The organism is Mycobacterium leprae TN, from assembly GCF_000195855.1.
In the GTDB taxonomy this organism is placed as follows: Bacteria; Actinomycetota; Actinomycetes; order Mycobacteriales; family Mycobacteriaceae; genus Mycobacterium; species Mycobacterium leprae.
Map to the genome: position 1 here is coordinate 255,811 of NC_002677.1, position 24,703 is coordinate 280,513.

Below are 24,703 nucleotides of genomic sequence, written 5' to 3' on the forward strand. Positions count from 1 at the left end.
ATGAATCGGTGCCGTGGAGTCAGCGAGCTTGTTTCTTACTGTGATTGTTGCCGGGCTAGGCGTGTATTCTGAAGTGGTTAGCGTGCTGCGTTCAGGAGGGGCACGACCAATTTGCCGAATTGCTGGGCTCCTGCGGCGTGGAAGTGTTGCTGCTGATCAAAGCTTTGACGAGTAGGGCCGCCACCCGGATGTGTGGGGTCGGCACGGTGTCTCGGTGTGGCGTTGGCACAAAAACTTTCGGTATATCTGCGTAGTCTCGACCCCGTCATGCTGCCCCATGTGTTGACAGCTGGGTTGACGTTCAACCCGCTTTCACCGGAGAACCCGGACTGACGTGTCGTTGGTGCTTGATATTCATCATGAGGTCATAAGGCGGATTTCATCATCGAGTCGTTGCCGAACTTGCTGTTTACCAGGGACTGGTGGATCTAGGTCGGGCCGCTTGTGGTGACCCCCACCCTGGTACTACATGCCTTCATCTCCTGGCTAACTGGACTGGATCTATGCTTATCCTACATTCTTGACTACATGCTTGACCGGCGTGCGGGAGTCTTACGAATCAAGGCCCGCTCCTGTCGAAATTTGGTGACGTGCTCCCTTTCGTTCCGGGCGTGATCGCGGTGGTGGTAGGTGAGCGGACCACTTAGGTCGAAGTGGAAATTTTGGTGCGCTGCCTTTTTGACGATTATCTTGCGCACACGATACTAGCTGTACCGATCGTGTAAAGAAGTGCGCAGATGTACCTAGACTCCGTGTGCGTGATGGTCGACACGGACACGGTGGTGATGTATGCAAACGTCGTCGGTATGTCCACGGCATTCGCGATCCAGCGTGCGCTATGTTGTGACCATTAGCGATTCTGCTTTATTTCTCGAGTCCACCGCAAAGGCGATAAGCATTGATAAGTTGTGGGTCATTGACACCGAACTAGATGCCGTTGTACCCGAACGTGAACAGTGAGACGACAGCAACAACACGTTGGCATTGGAGGCCTGTGTTGTTGTAGCCTATGGGTGTATCGTATCGCCTAACGTCCCGCCTGTAGGTATGCGGGAATCGAAGTGCTGACCGTCGCGGGTTCTGATTGGGCACCGGTAGCTGCGTGTTTTGCTGTATGTTCTGCCGTATTGCCACTATCCGCGGTAGCTTCTCGGTGCCAAGATTGCTGCAACGGTTACGGTTAGCGCCCCAATCACAGCTTTCACTGCAGTCTTGGTGTAGCATCTAGCGCCAACTGGGAAGCCAGATCTCCATGTTCCAGGTCTGGTGTGAGATTGGCAGGCCGGTGAGCACCGGATAAAGCCAGACGAAGTTCGTTATCACTAAAGCCACGTAGCAAGAGACGGCGATTAGCCTGAGTGTGCGTCGTTCGGTGCTATGGGTACTAGGGCTTCTGGGACTCGAGTCGTGCCATGGGGGGTAGAGGATGTCGCCGAGAATCAGCGCGATACCCATCACTAGGAACGGCGCCATCGTTGCCGCATAGAATAAATACATCTGCCGGTCAATGTCGGCGAACCAGGGCAGCCACCCCGCGCAATACCCAACCAAAACAGCCGCGTAGCGCCAGTCTCGCTGAATGACCGTTCGCCAAGTTGCATAGACCAGGACAGGCACTGCCAGCCACCACATCGCGGGCGTGCCGACTAGCATCTCCGCCTTGACGCATGACTGTGCTCCGCAACCGGGCACGTCCTGCTGATCGATCGCGTACAGCACCGGCCGCAACGACATTGGCCAGCTCCACGGTTTGGATTCCCACGGGTGGTAGTTGCCCGCAGAATTCGTCAAGCCGGCGTGGAATTGCAGTGTCTTGGCGTGGTAATACCATAGCGACCGAACGGCGTCGGGCAGTGGGATCATCCCGTGACGCCCAATAGTTTGTCCGACCTGGTGCCGGTCGATCGCGGTCTCGGACGCGAACCATGGTGCATAGCTGGTTATGTACACCAGAAAAGAGATGAGCCCTAGTGCATATACGGTGGGGATAACGTCACGTCGTAGGACTCCCCGCCATGGGTTAAGCACCTGGTATTGGCGCCGGGACGATACATCGAACGCCAACGACATAACACCAAAGAACAGCACGAAGTACAGGCCGGACCACTTTGTCGCGCAAGCCAATCCGAGGAGTATCCCGCCCAGGAAGCGCCACCAGCGCACACCGAGCCGCGGACCCCAAACCGTTTCGGTGGATCGCCCCTCCGTGATCGCTGTGTGCATTCGTTGGCGGACCTGATCGCGGTCGACGATGAGTGCGCCGAACGTCGCGACCACGAAGAAAGTGAGGAAGCCGTCGAGTAGCGCTGTGCGCGCAGTGACAAAGCTGACGCCGTCGCAGATAACCAACAGCCCCGCAATGGTGCCGATTAGTGTCGATCGGGTGATCCTCCGAACGATCCGCATCACCAATGCCACCATGATCACACCGAGTAGTGCACCGGTGAATCGCCAGCCCACGCCGTTGTAGCCGAAGATGGCCTCCCCGATGGCAATCAGTTGCTTGCCGATCGGGGGATGAACTACCAGGCCGAAGCCAGGGTTGTCTTCCACCCCATGGTTGTGCAACAACTGCCACGCTTGCGGCGCGTAGTGCTTCTCGTCGAAGATGGGTGTGCCGGCATCGGTCGGCGAGCTCAGATTGATGAACCGTGTCCCCGTTGCCAGTACGGTGATTACGCCGGTCGCGATCCAACCGCGCACGTCATCGGTTGGCCCGAAATCTTCCACAGGCACCAGTGGCCCCGGGCTTATCACGGGTACTATGCGCTCCTCCACGGCGGCGAGGGTTTTGTGGAGCGGAGCGTTCATTACGTCGATCGTAGGCTGTCATTCATGACCTATGGTCGCCTGTTGCTGGGTGCCACCCCGTTGGGTCAACCCTTAGATGCGTCGAGAAGGTTGACCGACGCACTGTGCTGTGCCGATGTCGTGGCGGCTGAAGACACCCGGCGGGCGAGAACTCTGGCGAAAACCCTTGGCGTGGTCATCACTGGTCGGGTGATAAGCTTGTTTGACCAGATTGAGGCCGTGCGGGTGTCTGCCCTAGTAGCGGAGATTGAAGCTGGTGCAACGGTGCTGGTGATTAGCGATGCCGGAATGTCGGTGATCAGCGACCCCGGTTACCGGCTGGTCGCGGCGTGCATCGCTGCTGGCCTGCCGGTGCGGTGTCTACCTGGGCCGTCCGCGGTTATGACGGCACTGGCCGTGTCCGGGCTTTCGTCGGAGAAGTTCTGTTTCGAGGGTTTCGCACCACGCAAAAGCTCGGCGCGCAGAACCTGGTTGGCTTCGTTGGCCGACGAACGGCGTACCTGTGTGTTCTTCGAATCGCCGCGCCGGTTGGCCGCATGCTTGCGTGATGCCGTCGACCAGCTCGGCAGTGCCCGTCCGGTGGTGGTCTGCCGGGAGCTGACCAAGGTGCACGAGGAGGTGGTGCGTGGATCGCTTGACGAGTTAGCAACCTGGGCAGCCAACGGTGTGCTCGGCGAGATTACCGTTGTGCTGGCCGGTGCGACTCCGCGTGCCGACCTGTTCTTGCTAGTTCCTGAGGTGGAGAACCTCGTAGCAGGGGGTGCCCGCGTCAAGGACGCGTGTGGCCAGGTGGCCGCTGTGCATTCGTCGGTGCGTTCGCGCCAGCTTTACGATGCGGTCTTGAGGGCACGCCAGGTGTCGTCGCGCTAGCTAGGGTGTTGTTGATGTTGGGTTTGGTTTGGGTGGTGGTGTTGTGGTGGGCTGGTGGGGTGTGGGTGGTTGATCTGCGCTAGAAGGTTGCCGTATGTGCCGCCGACGGCCGGATCATCGATGCACTGTTCACTAACACGATACTGCTGCACCCGGCGGCATGCCTGCTTGCTGGCTGAGGGCCGGTCAACAAGCCGCCGACACCGATACCAGCGGCAGAAATGGTGCAAGGGATAACATCAGGTGCGAATAGTTATACCGTGCACGGGGACGTGCCTGTTCAGGTGCGGCCACATTGACCACGCCGACACCTCAAGGCCATGACATGCACACTAAAACGCCCCTACCCCGCGGCGCTAACAACTACCCTCACACCCACGCCTGCATCGATATCGCCTTCAGCACAGCCCAGGTGCCCAGCCCCTGGCATCATCAACATGTAGACCAAGCAGCACCCACCACCGACATGCTTACGTGCGCCGCGCTAATCGTGTCCACTGCGGCAAAGCACACGAAGCCTCATCGAAAGCAGGCAGTCAGCCACCCACCAACAAAAACCCCGCAACACAGCAAAACACGTCAACAGGATTCCGGGCTGCCCCCCACGACTACCGAACATATCGGCCAGTCATAAAACGCAAAAACAGCCATTTCACCCACCACCTATGAAACCAACCGAACAACTCACCGCCACAGACACAAGACAGCAGAGCCCGGGAACCGTCGCAGCTATGTACAGGCCTTGAACGGACCAAGTTTGGGGTCCGCATATGTGGTGGCAGGGCCGGCAGTTTGAGGGTGCGGCAGGGCTGCGAGAATTGCTGGTGGCGTCGGTAGCTCTGGGGACAGGGCTGGGACACCCACGACGGACGCGGGGGGAACACCCGCTCCTACCGTATCGTAGGATAGATTGAACCTGCCGAGTGATAATCAGTCCCGCCACGGTGCGCTGCCACCATTTCGGTGGTCGGGCCAGACCTGCTTGCGATGCCGCTACCGATCAAGAATTGTCGACTCCGCCGTTTTGTCCCGTCTATTTAGGGGAGCCGTTGCCGATTAGAAGTCGCCAAACACCGTCTCGGTAGGCGCATCGGTACTGCTGGGTAGATCCTTGCACCACGATACGCAACGGTGAGGAATTCGAGGTTTCGGCGGCCGCATGTTGTTCGGGCGGCGGTCAAGGCGTGCACGAACTGATTATGGAGCATCGCCGCTTGAGCGCTGAGTGCCTGATACGGCGGGCCGTAGAATAGCGAATACCACAGCTATGGCTGCCGGAGCCTCGTAGTGCCCATTGTTACTAGCTGCCTGTTCGAGGCAACGGCGGCGTTATTGGCTGCCGTTAGCAGTATCTCCGGGGTCGCGATCACGAATCGATAACTGAAACTTGCGAACATCTTCTGACCACTCAAGATCGTTAAGAGTCCACGGCATAGTGGCCGAGTGCACGACGTCTCCTGTTTGGCGAGTCGGACTGATAAAGATCGAGCTGGGTGTCGTACATCGATATCCGTTTAGAGCCAATGTTATTGCAGTCTTCGGAATTTTGTCACACAGCTTTCTAGCGGTTTGGTGTAAGGTTTATAGTGGTAATCACCGATGCGCCGAGGTGGTCTACGATTCTGTTATAGGGTGTCCACGACCTGGCCGCCATGCCGAAATACCTCGGCTTACCGATCAGCGCTGTGATGCGCCTATTGTGCTACTCTGGCACAGATCGGGCGGGGGAGATAGTAAATGCCTAATGGGCTGCTCGACCTGCTCACCGATATTCTAGCGATGACTGGATTCAGGCCTTGTCAGTTGTGGCTTTCGTCAGTCTTGCATCGGCGAGTTGACCATTTGTGAAGCAATCGCAGCAAGACTAGACAGGGCTAAAACGTATCAGGTTCTAGTTTCACCCGGTTGACGGTTACATGTACCAGCGCCCAATCGTTGTCGAACCTCCGAATTTGTAGTATACTTTCGTTTGCTTTGTGGACGATTTCCTTTGTCATGGATGACATCACGAGCCCCGTTCCGATGTTGTTACTCCGGTTGCTTATCCAACTGATTGTCCTGCCAATCGTAGAATGGACAGGGCGCGTCAAGCCATTTCAACCGATCCCAATTGATGAGCTCGAAGAGCGCCCGATTCACTCTCGCCCGTGCTGCCCTGTTGAGGATTCGCTAGATCAGATCCTCGACGGATGCTGGTGGATCTTTGAGCGCCAGCATGCTAGTTGATTACCCGTGGGGTTAGGTGGTAGTGGCCTTTTAGCCCCGGTTACAACGTGTTGTGCGCGCCGAAGCCTATCCTGATCGGTTTTCTCTGCCAATCGGTGAGATCCCAGTTGCTATAAAGCGTTTGCCTTCCGCAGATATAAATGTACCATTGCAAGCATCTTCGTTTCGTTGTGCTTGAGTTCGGGCGAAAGAAAATCTTCCGCGAAAGCCCTGCCATAGATGACTTTCACTCCGGGATTCTTACCACTATTGTCCAGCGACTCTCTGGTCTCGGTGACCCCACGTCACAAGTTAGGTCGCACGTCAAGGGGCCAGGGATCGGCAGCCCTGGCGGTTACTCATCGCCAGCGTGTCCGGCACCTGCACACAGTTGTCGAACATAATCAACGGTTCGATGCAGATAACGCGGTCGAGCTTGGTTGTGATGCTTGTGAGGCTCTAGCCGGTTCGCAGCGACTGGGTTATCGCTGTTCGTCCTGCTGAGAGACAGGGGCGGTGCCACAGGAACGTGGTGATCGGGACGAGGTTCTTGAGTTGGCGGTCCTGCGCGGCCACGACGGGTTCGTCCCCCAGCGTTTCCACGAGTAGCCCGTTGCGGGTTATTCGGCCAAGGCATACTTAGTTGAAGTTGAACAGTCGGGTAGATCTGCTGGCAGATGCTTAATCTACGCGGTCCTTGATTGTTTTGCCGCGTAGGGCGCGCTGCGTCGCTGGAGTATATATATAGCAGCACAAGATAATTGGTTGTGACGACCGTGACCACAGGCACGCTGGGGCTGTTTGCGAGCTCACTGCGTGTGATCGCGGCGATTGCTGATCTGATGTTTGCAGATCCGAAGCTACCTGGACAAACTTGGTCGGCTGGACTTATCGCACAACTTAAGTGCAGGCTCGCCGGTTATGGCAACCTGTGTATCCCGCCCTGGCGGAGCAGCTGCCAAGGTGTTGCCGCCAACCTCGTTGGTCCTGTCAGTACCGGCAATCTGGCCGAATTTACCAGCACCATCAGCGTTGCTATGATAATTATGGGACTGTAAGTGTCGTGGTGCATCAGTAGGCGTCCCGCCATCGTCGGGGCGGGCGCGTTTATCAGGTTGAGTAACTCTTGCAGAAGATTTTGGCTTAATGCGGTGTTGGCCGGCGTAGACGATTGCACCCAAGTTTTGATCGACGCCACCCGTCCGGCTGGTGTCGATCGCGCACAGTGCGTGGTTACACCAAGCAACGCCTATCTCCAGATTAAGGACAACGTCGCTAAGCTTGTCATCCGCGGTTGTGGTGAACTGAGTTGCGCACCCCGTTCGGAGCGAGGTGATTTACTGTTACGTCACTATGTTTCAGGATCACGAACGGATTGTTTTGTCCGAAACGTTTGAAGTGCGGTGTGACGGCAGTTCGGTATTTCGTTGCAAACGAAGCAGTGCGTTCGGGTGTTGTGACGGCACAGGTCTGTGGACGTCAACCGTCGAAGGGTCGGTCTCCATTCACTGTAGCTAAGTGTGACTCGTGACACAACTTGGCAAGCACCTGTGCCACGCCGGCTTTATCAAGGAGTCGTTATCACGTTGTGTGTACTGCACATACAACAGACATCCGTTCGGGCATTTGCCTGCCTGGATATCTGCTGTGTTGGCGCCCAACCAGATATGTGCTTGGCGGAATCCGCGTTCGGCGAATCCTGCCCCGCCGGGATAGCCATCTTTAGACAAACAATACTGGGCAAAATCCATTAGGGGCCGATCACGGCGGACTGGACGCCAATGTTGCCACGATCGCAGTTGGTCAGCAAGGTAGCAGTCCAATGGTTGAGTGTTCAGCGGCGTGCAACGACCCGGTGTCCAGTCTTTGGTCAATACCTTTGCAGCACAAAGCATAATGCAATACGTGAAGGTGATGTCGGTGAGTTCGCGCTCGAGGGCAACATAATTGGTATCCGCAGCTTGCACGAGGAATATCTGGCCACTGACCGAACCCGTATATCCACTTCGGCCTGTGATTCCAGGCTTGGTGCCGGGAAATACCTGTCGGATTGGCGCTGCCGCAACCCGTCGTCTACCGGATCATCGGTCACCGACCTCCGCCCCGCTGGGATCTCCGCAGTACAGGATCAGTTATGATGTGCTCGACCTGCTTGTCCAGCAGCGCGGGGGAGTGGACCAGGTACGTGTTCAGCGGATAGTCACGAGCAGTCAGCACCACCAGCCCGCCTTGGCCGCGCCGACCTGAGCGGCCAGCCTGTTGTCAGCACGAGGCGACTGTCCCGGGGAAGTTGGCGAGCACCCCCCGTGTCTAAACCGGCGTTATCAATTCCCAGCGCCAGCGCGTTGATGATAGTCAGGCTGTGCAGCCGGCCCTGCTCTACTGTGTTGCGATCCGCGGCGAGATACGACGCCGTCGTGTCCGACAGTTTCGGGGCAAAATCGTTCAGCCGCGCCGCCGCACACAGCACGGTTAGTTCCTCAGCGTATCGCGACCGCATGAACGTCAAGAGTTCTGCGGCTTCCCTCATTGATCAGGTCTGACCATCACTTGTGCCGCCTTGGCGCCCGCGTAGCGGCGCCCGGGAAGTTGATGGGCCAGTGATTTTCCCGACGCGGTGCCGGTGCTCACAACACACATGGGTGCCGGAGTCAGTCAGCTCAGCGGCCACGGACTGATGTGACCATGGGGAGCTGATGTTGCGGTAGGGGAAACGCTCGTACTATGCTGGTTTGGCCCAGGCTGGCCAACGACCCTGCTGGCCGCCGCAGGATAGTAGTTTCGGCAACGTGGCGCCACGGATGATAGTCTAGTGTGGTAACAGTGAGCGCGGCGGCAAGCAGTTCGCTATCGAAATTCACCATTTCACAACCTCCTTGGTTCCTTGCGATTCCCCGGTTGCCGGTGTATGGCTCGGAAAGCCAGCGTAAGGATGACGCTGAGGTTAATGGAGATTATCTCGTTAGGAATCCACTCCACGACATAGAGTCTGTCGCCGGGACGAGGAACATGATTGACTGGTGGCGGTCGTAGCTTCTGTGTTCGTGTCACACTTTCGCAGGAACAACGTTGCGGTCGCGGTTCCTGCGAGGTTATTGGTCGGGTGAAGTTCCGGCGACTCCGCGAGGTATGGCGGTCGTACTCGGCCCGGGGCATCGAAAGGCGGTGCTCTGCATGCAGAAGAAAAGGAAAGATCGAGAGATGCCACAGGGAACTGTGAAGTGGTTCAACGCGGAGAAGGGGTTCGGCTTTATCGCCCCCGAAGACGGTTCTGCGGATGTTTTTGTCCACTACACTGAGATTCAGGGTTCGGGCTTCCGCACCCTTGAAGAGAACCAGAAGGTCGAGTTTGAGATCGGCCACAGCCCCAAGGGCCCCCAAGCCACTGGAGTTCGCTCCGTCTGACCCGGCAGATTCTGGCGAAACCCCTGTGTCCTCCCGCTTAGCGGGTGCGGCCGGGGGTCTTCGTTATCTAGCTGCTGTTCGATACCGTCGTCCTGGCTTACTGTCGGGGGTGTGAGTCAGCTTTCCTTCTTCACGGCCGAGTCGCTACTCCCCGCAATAGCCGATCTTGCCGGTGTGCTGGCGGCTTCCGGCCAGATCGTGGTGGTTAGCGCTTCTGGTCAAAGTCCCGCCCCGGCCGCTCGGCTTTCGGTAGTGGTAGATCAGCTCTGGCGTGCCTCGGCGCTGGCCGAGATGATTAGCGAGGCTGGTTTGGTACCCGAGATTTCTCGGACTGAGGAAGACACTCCGCTGGTCAGGACGGCGGTGGACCCGTTGTTGTGTCCGATCGCCGCCGAATGGACACGCGGCGCGGTGAAGACGGTGCCCCCGCGATGGTTGCCCGGGCCGCGCGAGCTGCGCGCGTGGATTTTGGCGGCCGGCGTCCCGGAGGCCGCCAACCGTTACCTGCTGGGTCTAGATCCGCACGCACCCGATACCCACTCACCGTTGGCGTCAGCTCTGATGCGGGTCGGAATTGCGCCCACCCTAATCGGCACCCGCAGTGGTCGACCGGCGCTTCGGATCAGCGGCCGTCGTAGGCTATCGCGCCTGTTAGAAAACGTTGGGGAACCTCCCGACTGGGCCGAGGCGTTAGCGTTGTGGCCGCGGGTTTAGCGTACCGTTAAGCCCTTTGTTTGGTGCAGTCGGTTTGCGCAAGCTCACCCAAGGGTGCGAAATTGTCAATTGCCCGCAGGCGGAGAGATGTCAACGCAGCTGACTTTCATCGGAGTCTTAGATAGCAGGCCGGTAATTTCTTCGTGAAGGGGGATCTCGCAAGGGACCGGAATAAGATGATGATGGAGCGTAACCGAAGTTGGCTGACCCGAAGTCGATGAAGGGCCCCAGGGGTTCTAGGAGCGGCAGAAATGGGAGCCCGCGGCGACTTGTTATAGTCGAGTCGCCGACGAAAGCGCGCAAATTGTCCGGCTATCTAGGATCTGCGTACATAGTCGAATCATCCCGGGGGCATATCCGTGACCTGCCGCGGACGGCGGCTGATGTGCCCGCGAAGTTCAAGTCTGAGCCGTGGGCTCGGCTGGGCGTAAACGTCGACGCAGACTTTGAACCGCTCTACATCATCACCCCCGAGAAGAAGAGCACCGTCACTGAACTCAAAGGTCTGCTCCAAGGAGTCGACGAGCTCTATCTGGCCACAGATGGTGACCGCGAGGGCGAAGCCATCGCCTGGCACCTGATGCAGACTCTGAAACCGCGAGTTCCGGTCAAGCGGATGGTTTTCCACGAGATCACCGAGCACGCGATCCTCGCCGCCGCTGCGCATCCCCGTGAACTGGATATTGACCTGGTTGACGCGCAGGAGACCCGACGCATCCTGGACCGGCTGTACGGGTATGAAGTTAGTCCGGTACTGTGGAAGAAGGTAGCGCCTAAGCTTTCGGCGGGCCGAGTGCAATCGGTGGCCACCCGCATCATCGTGCAGCGTGAACGCGACCGGATGGCGTTCTGCAGCGCGGTGTACTGGGACATTGTTGCCAAGCTGGACGCCAGCGTGTCCGATCCGACCGCCCAGCCGCTCACCTTTGTCGCCCGTCTGACGGCTGTAGATGGCTTGCGGGTCGCCACCGGCCGCGATTTCGGTGCGATGGGCACGCTGCGTGGAGACTGTGAGGTCTCCAAAATCATTGTCCTCGACGACCTGACCGCAACCACGTTGGCCGCAGGATTGCGCGGCGCTCAGCTTACCGTGGCCTCAGCGGAAGAGAAGCTCTACACTCGGCGACCGTATCCGCCATTCATGACGTCGACGCTGCAACAGGAAGCCGGACGCAAGTTGCGATTCTCTGCGGAACGCACGATGAGCATCGCCCAGCGGCTATATGAGAACGGTTACATTACCTACATGCGTACCGACTCGACCACGTTGTCTGAGTCGGCTATCAACGCCGCTCGTACGCAGGCGCGTCAGCTCTACGGCGAGGAGTACGTCTCTGACTCGCCGCGTCAGTACACCCGCAAGGTAAAGAACGCACAGGAAGCCCACGAGGCCATCCGGCCTGCAGGAGAGACGTTCGCTACCCCGGACGCGGTGTGTAATGAACTCGACGGTGACGAATTCCGGATCTACGAGCTGGTATGGCGGCGTACTGTAGCTTCTCAGATGGCCGACGCTCGCGGTACCACGCTGAGCTTGCGGATCGAGGGCCGAGCCGGCGAGCAACACGTTGTCTTCTCAGCTTCCGGGCGCACCCTGACCTTCCCCGGCTTCCTGAAGGCCTATGTGGAAACCGTGGACGAGCTGGCCGGCGGCGAGGCTGACGACGCTGAGCGTCGACTACCGCATCTGACCTCTGGTCAGCTGCTGGATGTCATCGATCTGACTCCGGACGGGCACGCCACCAACCCTCCGGCCCGCTATACGGAAGCTTCTTTGGTTAAAGCGTTGGAGGAGTTGGGTATCGGCCGCCCGTCGACGTACTCATCGATCATAAAGACCGTCCAGGACCGCGGCTATGTGCAGAAGAAGGGCAGCGCCCTGGTGCCGTCGTGGGTCGCGTTCGCAGTTACCGGCCTTTTGGAGCAGCATTTCGGCCGTCTCGTCGACTACGATTTCACCGCCGCGATGGAAGACGAGCTCGATGAGATCGCTAACGGGAATGAGCAACGTACCAACTGGCTCAACAACTTCTACTTTGGTGGCAACCACGGTGTGTCCGATTCAATAGCCCGCTCCGGCGGCTTGAAGAAGTTGGTCGGCGTGAATATTGAAGGGATTGATGCACGAGAGGTCAATTCCATCAAACTGTTTGACGATGAGCACGGTCGTCCTGTCTATGTTCGGGTAGGCAAGACTGGGCCGTATCTGGAACGCTTGTTGGCAGGCGATGATGGTGAACTTACCCCGCAGCGGGCAAACCTCAACGGCACACTCACTCCGGATGAGCTCACCTTGGAGGTTGCCGAGGAGCTTTTCGCCACACCGCACGAGGGGCGCGTTCTGGGGGTGGATCCCGAAACTGGCCACGAGATCGTCGCCAAAGACGGTCGGTACGGGCCTTATGTGACTGAGGTCCTGCCTAAGCACGATGACGACTATGGTGCAGCGGATCAGGGAACTAAGAAAACTAAGAAGGGTAGGAGGGCTTCCGCTTCTCAAGGCCCCAAACCGAGGACCGGGTCTTTGCTGCGGAGCATGGATTTGCAAACGATCACTCTCGAGGATGCATTGAAACTGTTGTTGCTGCCTCGGGTTGTCGGTGTGGACCCTGCGTCCGGTGAAGAGATCACCGCGCAGAACGGGCGTTATGGTCCATATCTGAAGCGCGGCAAAGATTCTCGACCACTAACAACTGAAGACCAGATGTTCATCATTACTCTCGACGAGGCGTTAAAGATCTACGCTGAACCGAAACGTGCTGGTCGACAAAGTACTTCGCCGCCGCCTTTGCGTGAGCTGGGGACTGATCCGACGTCGGGCAAGCCAATGCTGATCAAGGACGGCCGGTTCGGCCCGTATGTCACCGACGGTGAGACCAACGCTAGCCTGCGCAAGGGTGATGACGTGGTGTCGATAACCGATGAACGTGCCGCCGAATTGTTGGCTGACCGACGGGCCCGAGGTCCGGTTAAGCGGCCTGCTAAGAAGGCTCGCAAGGTCCCGGCGAAGAAGGCAGCTAGACTGGCTCCGGCCCGCGGGATCAGCCAGTCACCTCGCTAGTGATCTGTTCAGGGACAGCAAGATTCAGCGGTCGGGCAAGCTGAGTGGGTGCGGTGCGTCCGCGTAGTTCGACGATTTCGCCGACGTTCCAGCACAAGGCTTCGGCGTCGAGCGCCCCGCTGACTGCTATTGCCGATGCGAGCACATGGCCGTCCTCGAGTTTGGCCAGTTCGGTGAGCCTCGCTGCCTCGTTGACTGGGTCGCCGATCACGGTGTACTCGAAGCGGGCTTGCGCGCCGATATGGCCGGCGATGGCCCTGCCGGCCGACACCCCGATGCCGAACTCTGCACTACCCAGCACCGGTAGGAGTTCATCGTGCAGCTCACGGGCGGCCGACAGCGCCGCACCAGCACTGTCCGGGTGCTCGATCGGCGCTCCGAAGATTGCCAGCGCGGCATCGCCCTGGAACTTGTTGACGAACCCGCCGTGTCGCCCAACGGTGTCCACGACCACACGGAAGAACTCGTTGAGGAGATGAACCACTTTGGTGGGTGGTTTTGTCTCGGCCAGCTGGGTGGAGCCTATCAGGTCCACGAACAGCACCGCGACGTCGCGCTCCTGCCCACCCAACTCGGTGCCGTGCTCCAAGGCTCGGCGGGCCACGTCTTCGCCGACGTAGCGACCGAACAGGTCACGAAGCCGCTGCCGCTCGGACAGCTCACGCACCATGTCGTTGAAGCCGGCTTGCAATAAGCCCAGCTCACTGGCGTCGTAGATCTGCATGTGCGCGTTGTAGTTGCCGCGCTGAACCTCGGATAGTGCCCAGCGCAGTTGTCGCAGCGGATCGGCGATCGACATGGCCACCAACCAGGTGCTCACCAGTCCGACGACCAGCACCGCCAGTGCCAGCAGCAGAATGGGGCTGAATAACTGTTCCGGCACGGCATGCAGCAAGGCAATTTTGTCGGCCACCACTGCCAGCACGATCGCCAGGACCGGTACTCCAGTGGACGGCACCCAGGTCAACATCAGCCGCAAAGTTACGCCGGGTGTTTTGACGTTCTCTGGCACGCCGCTGCGCAGGGCTGCCACGGCCACCGGTCGCAGGACCCGCTCAGACTGCAGGTAGCCGATGATTGCGGTAGCGGTGGCGCCTAGTGCGGTAGCGAGCGCCACGATAGGTGCTGAATGCCTGGCTGCCGACCAGCTGGCGATGATGAATACTGCCCCACCGATGCCCCAGGTCACCAGGCTGATGATGGTGTGATAAAAGGGCATGCGCAGTGCTCGGCTCCGGGCCAGTTCGGTCGCGGCAGGATCAGCTTCGGCGAGCCGGTTGTCACGGCGCTGCCATCGGAAAACTGGCATCAGTAGTTTCAGGTTCACTGCGAACCCGGTGGAGAACGCCACGACCACCGAGAGGGTGGAGATTGCCAAGTTGCGGATGGGCAGATCCTGCAGCTCAACGCGGTCCTGGGGTGGCAAACCGTAGCGGAGGAAACCGAGCACGAACAGGGCGCCGATGATGTCAGACTGCAGCATGCTAAGCGAGAACAGTGGCCACGGGGTGCGTATACCCCACCGGACGAACGCACCGATCCGCCCGGGCAGTCCTGCCGCCTGGGTTGCCACTACCTCACCGTATCGGTCTGCGGCGATTTGTTGGCAACCTCCAGCGCCTTTGCCGGTTATGGGACGGCTGTGCGGGCGGTTATAAGGTTACGGAAATGTTGCGACGCGGCCGCTGATCAGTGTCATGTCGGTCGGTATCATTACTGTTGTCGTTGATGTCCGGGGTGTTTACGCGGCTGGTGGGCCAGGATGCGGTGGAAGCTGAGCTGCTGGCCGCCGCTAAGGCCGCCCGTAGTGACTTGGTTCACAGTCGGCCTGCTGACGGGACTATGACACATGCATGGCTCATCACCGGTCCGCCGGGCTCGGGACGCTCGGTTGCGGCGGTGTGCTTCGCGGCTGCACTGCAATGCACTGCGGATTTTCAGGATGGCGGACCGGGGTGCGGGCGCTGCCGGGCGTGTACGACGACGATGGCCGGCACCCACGCTGACGTTCGTCGGGTGATTCCCGATGGCCTGTCGATCGGCGTAGACGAGATGCGTGCCATCGTGCATGAGGCCTCGCGCCGTCCAAGCACCGGATATTGGCAGATCGTGCTGATCGAGGACGCCGACCGGTTGACCGAAGGAGCCGCTAACGCGCTGCTCAAGGTTGTTGAGGAACCGCCGTCGTCGACGGTGTTTTTGCTGTGCGCACCGTCGGTGGCTCCAGAAGACATTGCGGTAACGTTACGGTCTCGCTGCCGGCATGTCGCGCTGGTGACCCCATCGCATGCGGCGATTGCTCGGGTATTGATTGACAGCGACGGGCTGGCCGCCGACACGGCGAACTGGGCGGCGTTGGTCAGCGGTGGCCATGTGGGTCTGGCGCGTCGGTTAGCGACTGATCCAGAGGCCCAACAACGACGTGAGCGGGCGTTCGGGTTGATCCGCGATGCCGTGGTGCCGTCGCGGGCGTATGCTGTGGCCGAGGAACTTGTGGCCGCCGCCGAAGCGGAGGCTCTGGTGCTGACCGCTGAGCGGGCCGAAGCCGAGACCGAAGAGCTGCGGACGGCTCTCGGGGCCGGCGGCACCGGAAAGGGCACCGCTGGGGCATTGCGCAGCGTTACGGGTGCGATCAAGGATCTAGAGCGACGGCAGAAGTCCCGTCAGACTCGTGCTTCGCGTGATGCACTGGACCGAGTATTGATCGATCTGGCGACCTACTTTCGGGATGCCTTGCTCGTTTCGGCGAATGCGGGATCGGTGCAACCCAATCATCCGGACATGGCTGACCGGGTGGCGGTGCTGGCCTGCCATGCTACACCGGAGCGGTTGTTGCGCTGCATCGAAGCTGTGCTGGAGTGCCGCGAAGCGTTGGCGGTCAATGTCAAACCCAAGTTCGCGGTCGACGCTCTGGTCGCGACTATCGGCCAGGAGCTGCGCTATTAACTTCTCTTGTGGGGATGCACAGCTCTTGGGTTGGCCAGCGCACCTGCCGTAGACTCGTGCTGCCCGGCGCAAAGGTAGGCCGCCTTAGCTCAATCGGTAGAGCGATTCACTCGTAATGAATAGGTCGGGGGTTCGATTCCCCCAGGCGGCTCCGTGTGATGTGTCGAGACATCGGAGTGGGTGTGCATCCTCGTTTAGAGTTCGCTCTTTTTCTTTGGGTTCCGTGACTCGGTGTGCGCTGGTGGAGCTTCATGGTGAGGTCCGGGGTTAGCTGGCGGATGAGTTAGCTGGTGGTGGCGTCGGCGCGCAGATGATATCAAGTTGTGGACAATAGAGCCAACACGGCGGACGTTCTTGTGTGGCAGTCGAGTAGTGCGTAGTGGCTGGCAGTCTGGCTAGTCGTGGCGCGGACGTGGTTGTCCATTCGGGTTGACCTATACTAGCAGTCATAGTGAGGAGTTTTCACCTCGGCTGGTTAGGGTCTTTGCTGCTATCTGTTCCCATAAGTTCAGTCAGCTCGCGGACACCATCGACACCCCGTTCGCTTGCTGGTACCGCTCACATTTGTACAAATTCGAGCTGGGTGATGGCCGGTTCATCGGTCAGGGCGAGTTCAATGCCTTGACGTGGGCTTCATCGGCAAGTTCAGCAGCGACGTTGGCCTTTGGGTGAACAGTTCGTCTACGAATTCGATTTCGGCGATTGTTTGGACTCAATTTGTGCACGGGTCGGGCTGCTGCTAATCGACCAGGAGTCTGGGGCGGGGATTGTGTCCCGCTTACTTCTTCCGTCCTGGAGGTGGGGGCGATCCCCGATCGGTACGGGTGTCGTTGGGTCGGCGACGATAGAGAAAGCCCGAATTGTCGAATCCGGGTTCAATCAAACTGCCACTTTTTCAGCTGTTACGGTAACTGCCTGCTGAGCAAGCAGCGACATGAACGCGATGTGGACGCAAGAGTAGCGATCAGCGCTACTCTTGCGTCCACATCGCACACTTAGACCGAGCTAAAGCACGCCATGAACTACTGGATCAAGCTCCGAAGTGATTGATGCAGTTTAGTTCTGCATAATCCTGCTTAGAGCGCGATCACCGCCTTAATGCGGTGTTGGTCTGGGAAATTACTTTCAGGTGTCCACAGTCAGCTGAGCATCCCCCGTTGTTGTTTCTCCCACGAAGGCACCGCCTACACTCGCACGCGTATCCTCGTGTTCAGTGACCTGCTCCTCATACCTCTCCTATCATACTATCCGCTCAGCATCCACTCCTTCGGGATTGATTCGCCGGCTCAACGACATTTCTGGCGCCAGCAACGCCAACGCAAGCAATACATCCAACAGTAAGACTGACCTGACTCAAGCCGCCCGCTATGCGGGCTGACGGACGGGACTGGCTGCCTCACGGCTGTGGACGGCTAGGTTTCCGTCGAAAAAGCCCGGTGAACTAGGCGGTGTTAGCGCTGGTAACCGTTAGGCTGGCGCGAGAAAGCCAACCGGTCCGGATGCGATGCACAACGACAGTGTGGTTGTGTTGGCGAGCACGGTGATTGCGTCTCCGGCACCCGGCAGCCGCGCGTAGACTCGGTTAAGTCCTGGATGCACCGGAACCTTAACACTGGGCCCTTGGGTCAGCGACAACGTCATCAAGCCGTCGCGGTTGGCTAGGTAGTTGAGTTCGACGGTCCAATCGGCCGGTAGCAGTGGACCGTCGAGCATCATGCGCGTCGGCCTGTCCGGTCGTACGAAATAGCCGCAGTGCGGCGTAAGCCCTGCAACGATGGTCCGGATCCAGGTCACCCTGGCTTCGATCAGCGAGCCGGAACTGTTCAACATCATCAAGTGTGATGTAGCCGAGGCAAATTCTGGCCTATCTCGTAGCAGAGCGAACATGTGGCTGGCCAGGTTCTCCGGCCAGGCGACCCGTTGCAGCACCAGTTGGTCGACCTCGGAATCCAGCAGAGGCGCACTCGAGGCCGCATGCATGGCGGCCAGATCAGCACGGACGTTCTGCAGATAGAGTTGGGTGGGGTTGTCACGCCAGCTGGTGAGAAACGTCACCGTCGAGTACAGGCTGCTGGCCAAAAACAGCCCAGCGATCCCGGTTGTCACCCCAGTGCGGGTTGGCGACGTGTCTAGCCAACGTGCGGCGAACGCGCGGTTCGGCGCATGAAACGCGATGGCCGTCAGCAGCGCTAGCACAATCACAAGATCCGGCAGATACCGTAGGGTTTGAGCCAATTCTAAAGCGGTTTGCTGCGACGACCGCATCAGATAGATCGGAAGCTGGCAGGTTACCGTATACCCCGCCGCGGTCAGCCACACCAACCTGATGCGTTGCTTGTGTACCAGCGAGAGCGCCAGCACTCCGATCAGCAACAGCCAGCCGAGTGCCATCACCAGCGGCGGGGGAGCGGCCCACGGCGAGGCCGGCGCCCATCGGTCCCAATGCCATGGCCCGCCGGCCAGGCCCGGCACGATACCGTGGGTGATCGAGCGCAACAGAAGCTGCCCCGTCATCGACAGGTCGAAACTCCATCGTTGCTGATTAATTACGGCGAGATAGAGCGTTACCCAGATAACGGTCAATGTCAGCGACGTGATCCACAGGCGCAGGCCGTCACGCCACACCGTCCGTAACGCCGCGTGATCACCTCGCACATGGCGCAGCAGGGCGGCTACTGCGAACGCGACGAATGGGATTACCGCAGCTTTCTCGAAAAACAACAGCCCACCGCAGTAGACCATCACACCGGTGGCTGCGTAGCGATGGTTGCCGGTGCAGACCAGCAGGATCGCGTCGGCGCACACCCAGCCCAGGGCAGCCAGCATGGGAAGTGAATTCAGCGCCGCTGCCCACCACGCGAACCCTGGTACGGCAAGCGGCGTAAAAAGCCCAAATGTCAATGGGATCAGCAGCACCCGGCGCCAGCCTAGGATGACGTAAAGCGCGCGCAGCAGGGTCAGTGAGACTAGCAATTGCAGAAACACCAGGCTGATCGCTGGTCCGGTCCAGACCAGTGGTGCCAATCGGATGAGCGCTCCGGCGACTAGGAATGCGGCCGGCATCAGGTGGCCGTCGTGGTCATCGAACAAGTACGATGCTGACAGCAGGCCCTGGGTGCCAGTCTTTCCTATCAGGATCAGGTCGTCCCAATAGAAGTAGCCACGAAACGCTAGCACTGTGCGGATCCCTAGCTGCAGCGCGATCAATACTGCGACGGCTACTCCTATGTATGGTGAGCCGGTGCGCGCACTAGTCACTGGGGCAGCCGGTTTCATTGGTTCGACGCTTGTAGACCGCCTGCTGGCGGATGGCCATACGGTGGTGGGACTCGACAATTTCGCAACCGGTCATGCGGCCAACCTCGAGCATCTTGCCAGTACTCCTGCGCTCGCCTTCGTTGAGGCCGATATTGTGACCGCGGACCTGCAGACAATCCTCGATGAGCATCGGCCTGAGGTTGTGTTCCACCTGGCGGCGCAAATCGACGTGCGCCACTCGGTCGTCGACCCGCAATTCGACGCATCGGTCAACGTCATCGGCACGGTGCGGCTAGCGGAAGCCGCACGCCACACTGGGGTGCGGAAAATCGTGCACACCTCGTCGGGAGGATCCATCTACGGCACACCCTCACAATACCCAACTCCTGAAACAGTGCCCACCGACCCGACGTCGCCGTACGCTGCCGGCAAGGTAGCAGGGGAGATCTACCTGAATACGTTTCGCCACCTCTGCGGCCTAGACTGCTCGCATATCGCTCCGGCCAACGTCTATGGCCCCCGTCAAGATCCGTACGGTGAAGCGGGTGTGGTGGCCATCTTCGTCCAGGCGTTGCTGTCGGATAGACCCACAAAAGTGTTCGGCGACGGCACCCACACCCGTGACTACGTGTTCGTCGACGACGTGGTCGATGCTTTCATCAAGGCTTCCGGCGATGCGGGCGGTGGCCAGCGTTTCAACATCGGTACCGGGATAGAGACGTCAGACCGCCAACTGCACACCGCGGTCTCGGCTGCCGTCGGGGGACCTGACGATCCTGAATTTCATCCGCCGCGCCTGGGTGACCTGAAGCGGTCCTGCCTTGATATCGGCTTAGCGACAACGGTTTTAGGCTGGAGTCCACAAGTTCAGCTGGACGACGGGGTACGGCGCACGGTCGAGTATTTCCGTGCCGCTCAGCGCTCCTAGGGTGGTGGTGTTGTGGTGGGCTGGTGGGGTGTGGGTGGTTGATCTGCGCTAGAAGGTTGCCGTATGTGCCGCCGACGGCCGGATCATCGATGCACTGTTCACTAACACGATACTGCTGCACCCGGCGGCATGCCTGCTTGCTGGCTGAGGGCCGGTCAACAAGCCGCCGACACCGATACCAGCGGCAGAAATGGTGCAAGGGATAACATCAGGTGCGAATAGTTATACCGTGCACGGGGACGTGCCTGTTCAGGTGCGGCCACATTGACCACGCCGACACCTCAAGGCCATGACATGCACACTAAAACGCCCCTACCCCGCGGCGCTAACAACTATCCTCACACTCACGCCTGCATCGATATCGCCTTCAGCACAGCCCAGGTGCCCAGCCCCTGGCATCATCAACATGTAGACCAAGCAGCATCCACCACCGACATGCTTACGTGCGCCGCGCTAATCGTGTCCACTGCGGCAAAGCACACGAAGCCTCATCGAAAGCAGGCAGTCAGCCACCCACCAACAAAAACCCCGCAACACAGCAAAACACGTCAACAGGATTCCGGGCTGCCCCCCACGACTACCGAACATATCGGCCAGTCATAAAACGCAAAAACAGCCATTTCACCCACCACCTATGAAACCAACCGAACAACTCACCGCCACAGACACAAGACAGCAGAGCCCGGGAACCGTCGCAGCTATGTACAGGCCTTGACCTCGCGATGATTGCGGAACACGCTCCAGGTGAGTGCTGCGCCGATGAAGAGCACGCCCACCAAGGCGGTGACGGCCTCGAGGATTTCGAATCGCGGTTCGACAGAAAGCAACATCATCACCGATAGCGCACCAATCGCCCAGTGGGCACCATATTCCAGGTACACATAACGGTCCAATGCGTCCTGGTGGACCAGGTATATGGTGATCGAACGGATGAACACCGAGCTGATCAGTCCCAGACCCAGCGCGATGATGACTGGGTCAGAGGTGATCGCAAAAGCGCCGGTGACTCCGTCGAAGGAGAAGGTGGCGTCGAGAATCTCGAGATAAAGGAATCTGACTAGGCCGGCCCTGCCTGCCATCCTCCGCCCGGAAGCCGTGTCAATGTCGGGTGGTCGAAACGCTCGGTTCAATACGCTTACGAGCAGATACGTCACCAAGCTCAGAAGCCCTGCGATCAGCACCTTCGCGCGCTCATCGCCAGAGTGCGTCAGCGCAGTGGCGATGAGAACCAACACAAATATAGCCACCACCGACAGCGGACCAAGTCGCCCGATGCGGGTGAAGGGGGCCTCGATCCACTTGAGCCACTTGATGTCTCGGTCTTGAAAGACGAAATCCAGGAACAGCATCAACAGGAACGTTCCGCCAAAGGCTGCGATCTGTGGGTGGGCCGACATTATGAGCTTTTGATAGCTAGGTGAGCCGTCTGGAAATTCCAGCGCGTGATTGGGCGGCGGATGTAAAGCCAAGTCCATGGTGCGAACGGGATCCAGCTTGGCGGTTGCCCAGACGATAACCGCTGGGAAGATCAGGCGCATACCGAATGCTGCGATGAGGATCCCGATCGTCAGAAACATCTTCCGCCAAAATCGACTCATCTGCTTGAGTATCGCAGCGTTGATGATGGCGTTGTCGAACGACAAGGACACTTCGAAGATAGCGAGCACTATTAGCGGCAAGAGGGAGGCAAGCCCACCGTAGATGTATGCGACTAAGAGGGCTATCGCGGTTGTTAAAAGCGAGATGCCGAAACCGCGGAACGCTGCCATGAATCCTTCCTGTTACCCACCCACAATAGCGGCGCTGAGCGCAGTCGCGGATCTATTTGACTCCGTGCAATTAGGTTGACTCCGTGCAATTAGGTATTTTCAAACTGTGACGATGCATTAGGTTCAGTTGACTGGAGGTGTCGCCATAGTGACTAAGGTCGGAGGCGCTGTTGGATCCAATGGTATTCCCCAACTAGGGAATACCATTGGATCCAACAGCGCCTCGCGGAGGTCAGTTGCGTGTGGCAGTGTGACACGGGTCGGTGCGGAGGACAGTATTGACTGCGTTGTGCGGCTATGCGGTGATTTATTTGGCCGCCCGCGACCTTAGCGCCGACTGGATTCTCGGTATTCGGGGTGTTTTGGGAAGCGTTCGATCTGTTCACTGCTGCCAATGGCTTGTTCCAAGAAAATCCACCTGCGAGGTCCGCGCTACGGGCTATGTAAACGATTTGACGACCATTCCGAGTAAGCTTAACTCTTTCCGCTGCGGGTCGCCGGGACGGTTGGTGTCGCTGCCACCATCGTGCTCGCAGGGAACTTACTCGTGTGGAGTGGGCAAACGTTCGCCGAGGCACTCCGGCTTTCGGTGGCCCTGCTTAGCGTTGGTTTGTGCGAGTTTTCCCTGCTAGCCACACTGCTGGTCTCTCCCACGGCACGCCTGCACACACCCTGCGGCACTGCGATGTTCCTGCGCAGCGGCCGCCTATTCGATCACCGCTGCCGGTATCAGCGCGATTTTGGTTATGGGGTTTCTAGTACTGCTGAAGCTGACTTCGAGTGAGTTCGGGGCACAAGGCGGCGTCGTCATCCTGACTTTGACGTTGACTCGTGCGCCGTTGCTGGTGCAGTTGACCTCCGTGCAGGGCAACCTCGTAGCTCATTTCCTTGACGAGCGCTTGCAACCGGCTTCGGTCGGTTCTCGTGGCCGGCAGCGATCATCGGCGGTATCGGTGCGGTAGGTGTGCTAGCGGCAGGCATTGTGGGGCTATGGCTGCTGCGCGTAGAGTTTAGTCCGCAGTACGATGCCAGTAGTAACGTGGCTGACTGCGGCCGCGGTGGAGATTGCTATGTTGACGCTCACCGGCCCAGCAGCGGTAGCGGCGGCGCTGTATTGTGCGTATTCACTGGGCTGGGTTTGTGCGACAGCCGTGTCGGCATCGCTGCAGCTGCAGACCCGCACTGTTGTGCGGCCCGCTGGTGGAGATCAGCGTCCACTTGGCGGCACTGGCACGTACCAGGAAACCATCCGGCCTGACCAGCGTGTATCTTGTTGGGTATCGAAACGTGTTACCCCGGCGTCTGGATCGTCATTCCCGCCTTCAACGAAGCCGCTATCATCGGTGAAGTAGTCACAGATGTGCGCGCGGTTTTCGATCATGTCGTCTGCGTGGATGACGGCAGTGCCGACGGAACCGGAGAGATCGCTCTGCGCGCTGGGGCGCACCTAGTCCGTCATCCAGTCAACCTGGGCCAAGGTGCGGCGATCCAGACCGGGGTTGAGTACGCTCGCCGGCAGCCGGCAGCGCAGGTGTTCGCCACGTTCGATGCCGATGGCCAGCACCGCGTCAAAGACCTGGCAGCGTTGGTAGACCGGCTCGGCGCGCATGACGTCGACGTCGTTATCGGAACGCGGTTCGGCCGCCTCGACGGGGGCCGGTTGCCGATTCTGAAAGGACCACCGTTTTTGAAAAGGGTTGTGTTGCGGACTGCGGCACGGTTGAGCCGACGCGGTCGCCGGTTAGGTCTCACCGACACCAATAATGGCCTGCGAGTGTTCAATAAGAAGGTGGCCGACGGGCTCGATATCACAATGACCGGCATGAGCCATGCCAACGAGTTCGTCATGTTGATCGCCGATAACCACTGGCGCGTCGATGAGGTACCGGTGGAGGTGCTGTACACCGAGTACTCGAAGTCGAAGGGGCAACCACTGCTTAATGGCGTCAACATCATCTTTGACGGGTTCCTGCGCGGGAGAATGCCGAAATGAAAAGGAGCGAAAGATGAACTGGATCCAGGTGCTGCTGATCGGATCGATCATCGTGCTGCTGATTTACTTGCTGCGGTCGCGCCGCAACGTGCGATCTCGGGCCTGGGTGAAGGTCGGGTACATCGCGTTTGTGCTCGGCGGTGTCTATGCTGTGCTCCGGCCTAACGACACCACCGTGGTGGCGCACTGGTTTGGGGTATGCCGCGGAACTGATCTGATGCTCTATGCACTAATTATGGCGTTCAGTTTTACTACGCTGAGCATCTACATACGGTTCAAGGACTTGGAGTTGCGCTACGCGTGTTTGGCTCGCGTCGTTGCGCTGGAAGGAGCGCGCGCGCCCGAGCCGTTCTAGGGTGTTGTGGGTGTTTCATAGGTGGTGGGTGAAATGGCTGTTTTTGCGTTTTATGACTGGCCGATATGTTCGGTAGTCGTGGGGGGCAGCCCGGAATCCTGTTGACGTGTTTTGCTGTGTTGCGGGGTTTTTGTTGGTGGGTGGCTGACTGCCTGCTTTCGATGAGGCTTCGTGTGCTTTGCCGCAGTGGACACGATTAGCGCGGCGCACGTAAGCATGTCGGTGGTGGATGCTGCTTGGTCTACATGTTGATGATGCCAGGGGCTGGGCACCTGGGCTGTGCTGAAGGCGATATCGATGCAGGCGTGAGTGTGAGGATAGTTGTTAGCGCCGCGGGGTAGGGGCGTTTTAGTGTGCATGTCATGGCCTTGAGGTGTCGGCGTGGTCA

Annotated in this window: 17 protein-coding genes, 1 tRNA gene and 3 pseudogenes; 11 read left to right on the top strand and 10 right to left on the bottom strand. The window is 59.1% G+C overall.

The genetic code is table 11. From position 1 onward, the window contains the following. Positions 1-68 precede the first annotated feature (68 nt). Positions 69-1,132: pseudogene (locus ML_RS14670) on the top strand (arginine deiminase family protein); the annotation flags it as partial. Positions 1,133-1,224: 92 nt separating this feature from the next. Here the strand turns inward: ML_RS14670 and ML_RS00960 are convergent. Beyond that, complete coding sequence (locus ML_RS00960; RefSeq protein WP_162618303.1) at positions 1,225-2,766, bottom strand: dolichyl-phosphate-mannose--protein mannosyltransferase; 1,542 nt, start codon at positions 2,764-2,766, stop codon at positions 1,225-1,227. Positions 2,767-2,835: 69 nt separating this feature from the next. On the opposite strand from ML_RS00960, the gene rsmI reads away from it, so the two are divergent. Continuing rightward, complete coding sequence (gene rsmI / locus ML_RS00965; RefSeq protein WP_010907590.1) at positions 2,836-3,681, top strand: 16S rRNA (cytidine(1402)-2'-O)-methyltransferase; 846 nt, start codon at positions 2,836-2,838, stop codon at positions 3,679-3,681. 1,037 nt (positions 3,682-4,718) lie between these two features. Here the strand turns inward: rsmI and ML_RS17160 are convergent. The 6 genes and pseudogenes from ML_RS17160 to ML_RS19790 all read right to left on the bottom strand — a co-directional run. Continuing rightward, complete coding sequence (locus ML_RS17160; RefSeq protein WP_231884473.1) at positions 4,719-4,946, bottom strand: PE family protein; 228 nt, start codon at positions 4,944-4,946, stop codon at positions 4,719-4,721. Positions 4,947-5,555: 609 nt separating this feature from the next. Next, complete coding sequence (locus ML_RS18345; protein ID WP_414085504.1) at positions 5,556-5,687, bottom strand: hypothetical protein; 132 nt, start codon at positions 5,685-5,687, stop codon at positions 5,556-5,558. A 22-nt stretch (positions 5,688-5,709) separates the two neighbouring features. Then, positions 5,710-5,847 (bottom strand): hypothetical protein, encoded by a 138-nt coding sequence (locus tag ML_RS18350; RefSeq protein WP_414085579.1) that lies wholly within the window; start codon positions 5,845-5,847, stop codon positions 5,710-5,712. Positions 5,848-6,017: 170 nt separating this feature from the next. Then, positions 6,018-6,137 (bottom strand): hypothetical protein, encoded by a 120-nt coding sequence (locus ML_RS18355; protein ID WP_231846672.1) that lies wholly within the window; start codon positions 6,135-6,137, stop codon positions 6,018-6,020. Between the two features lie 208 nt (positions 6,138-6,345). Beyond that, entirely contained in the window at positions 6,346-6,489 is a 144-nt protein-coding gene (locus ML_RS18360) for a hypothetical protein (protein ID WP_414085505.1), read from the bottom strand. Positions 6,490-8,010: 1,521 nt separating this feature from the next. After that, a pseudogene (locus ML_RS19790) lies at positions 8,011-8,472 on the bottom strand (DEAD/DEAH box helicase); the annotation flags it as partial. Between the two features lie 615 nt (positions 8,473-9,087). On the opposite strand from ML_RS19790, the gene cspA reads away from it, so the two are divergent. The 3 genes from cspA to topA all read left to right on the top strand — a co-directional run bounded on the left by cspA (position 9,088) and on the right by topA (position 13,066). Next, positions 9,088-9,291, top strand: a complete 204-nt coding sequence (gene cspA / locus ML_RS00990; protein WP_007166602.1) for a cold shock protein CspA — start codon at positions 9,088-9,090, stop codon at positions 9,289-9,291. A 111-nt stretch (positions 9,292-9,402) separates the two neighbouring features. Then, a complete protein-coding gene (locus tag ML_RS00995) occupies positions 9,403-10,005 on the top strand; it encodes a hypothetical protein (RefSeq protein WP_010907591.1) in 603 nt (200 codons plus the stop codon). Positions 10,006-10,222: 217 nt separating this feature from the next. Beyond that, the gene (gene topA / locus ML_RS01000; RefSeq protein ID WP_010907592.1) at positions 10,223-13,066 is read left to right on the top strand and encodes a type I DNA topoisomerase; all 2,844 of its coding nucleotides are present in this window, start codon (positions 10,223-10,225) and stop codon (positions 13,064-13,066) included. On the opposite strand, the gene ML_RS01005 is transcribed toward topA, so the two are convergent. Next, a complete protein-coding gene (locus tag ML_RS01005; RefSeq protein ID WP_172591941.1) occupies positions 13,047-14,699 on the bottom strand; it encodes an adenylate/guanylate cyclase domain-containing protein in 1,653 nt (550 codons plus the stop codon). The two genes, topA and ML_RS01005, sit on opposite strands and share 20 nt — an antisense overlap. Before the next feature lie 95 nt (positions 14,700-14,794). On the opposite strand from ML_RS01005, the gene ML_RS01010 reads away from it, so the two are divergent. Both ML_RS01010 and ML_RS01015 read left to right on the top strand, forming a co-directional pair. After that, positions 14,795-16,012: a DNA polymerase III subunit delta' gene (locus tag ML_RS01010; protein ID WP_010907594.1), complete on the top strand. Its 1,218-nt coding sequence runs from the start codon at positions 14,795-14,797 to the stop codon at positions 16,010-16,012. A 78-nt stretch (positions 16,013-16,090) separates the two neighbouring features. Next, positions 16,091-16,163: transfer RNA gene (locus ML_RS01015), tRNA-Thr, on the top strand. A 1,316-nt stretch (positions 16,164-17,479) separates the two neighbouring features. Here the strand turns inward: ML_RS01015 and ML_RS01020 are convergent. Beyond that, the gene (locus ML_RS01020; RefSeq protein ID WP_231846673.1) at positions 17,480-19,288 is read right to left on the bottom strand and encodes a hypothetical protein; all 1,809 of its coding nucleotides are present in this window, start codon (positions 19,286-19,288) and stop codon (positions 17,480-17,482) included. On the opposite strand from ML_RS01020, the gene ML_RS01025 reads away from it, so the two are divergent. Continuing rightward, positions 19,254-20,198 carry an NAD-dependent epimerase/dehydratase family protein gene (locus ML_RS01025; protein ID WP_162618219.1) on the top strand — a complete coding sequence of 315 codons (945 nt, stop codon included), beginning with the start codon at positions 19,254-19,256 and terminating at the stop codon, positions 20,196-20,198. The two genes, ML_RS01020 and ML_RS01025, sit on opposite strands and share 35 nt — an antisense overlap. A gap of 698 nt (positions 20,199-20,896) precedes the next feature. On the opposite strand, the gene ML_RS01035 is transcribed toward ML_RS01025, so the two are convergent. After that, positions 20,897-21,967: a DUF475 domain-containing protein gene (locus ML_RS01035; protein WP_010907597.1), complete on the bottom strand. Its 1,071-nt coding sequence runs from the start codon at positions 21,965-21,967 to the stop codon at positions 20,897-20,899. Between the two features lie 184 nt (positions 21,968-22,151). On the opposite strand from ML_RS01035, the pseudogene ML_RS18365 reads away from it, so the two are divergent. The 3 genes and pseudogenes from ML_RS18365 to ML_RS01050 form a co-directional block, all read left to right on the top strand. Further along, a pseudogene (locus ML_RS18365) lies at positions 22,152-23,212 on the top strand (hypothetical protein); the annotation flags it as partial. Positions 23,213-23,240: 28 nt separating this feature from the next. Further along, entirely contained in the window at positions 23,241-23,960 is a 720-nt protein-coding gene (locus ML_RS01045; RefSeq protein WP_010907598.1) for a glycosyltransferase family 2 protein, read from the top strand. 13 nt (positions 23,961-23,973) lie between these two features. After that, complete coding sequence (locus ML_RS01050; protein WP_010907599.1) at positions 23,974-24,315, top strand: DUF2304 domain-containing protein; 342 nt, start codon at positions 23,974-23,976, stop codon at positions 24,313-24,315. The last annotated feature ends 388 nt before the right edge of the window (positions 24,316-24,703 follow it).

Excerpts from the sequence above, each read along its gene's own strand:
- rsmI (WP_010907590.1), top strand. The coding sequence starts at position 2,836 with ATGACCTATGGTCGCCTGTTGCTGGGTGCCACCCCGTTGGGTCAACCC.
- ML_RS18345 (WP_414085504.1), bottom strand. The coding sequence starts at position 5,687 with ATGTCATCCATGACAAAGGAAATCGTCCACAAAGCAAACGAAAGTATA.
- cspA (WP_007166602.1), top strand. The coding sequence starts at position 9,088 with ATGCCACAGGGAACTGTGAAGTGGTTCAACGCGGAGAAGGGGTTCGGC.
- topA (WP_010907592.1), top strand. The coding sequence starts at position 10,223 with ATGAAGGGCCCCAGGGGTTCTAGGAGCGGCAGAAATGGGAGCCCGCGG.
- ML_RS01010 (WP_010907594.1), top strand. The coding sequence starts at position 14,795 with ATGTCCGGGGTGTTTACGCGGCTGGTGGGCCAGGATGCGGTGGAAGCT.
- ML_RS01020 (WP_231846673.1), bottom strand. The coding sequence starts at position 19,288 with ATGAAACCGGCTGCCCCAGTGACTAGTGCGCGCACCGGCTCACCATAC.
- ML_RS01035 (WP_010907597.1), bottom strand. The coding sequence starts at position 21,967 with ATGGCAGCGTTCCGCGGTTTCGGCATCTCGCTTTTAACAACCGCGATA.
- ML_RS01050 (WP_010907599.1), top strand. The coding sequence starts at position 23,974 with ATGAACTGGATCCAGGTGCTGCTGATCGGATCGATCATCGTGCTGCTG.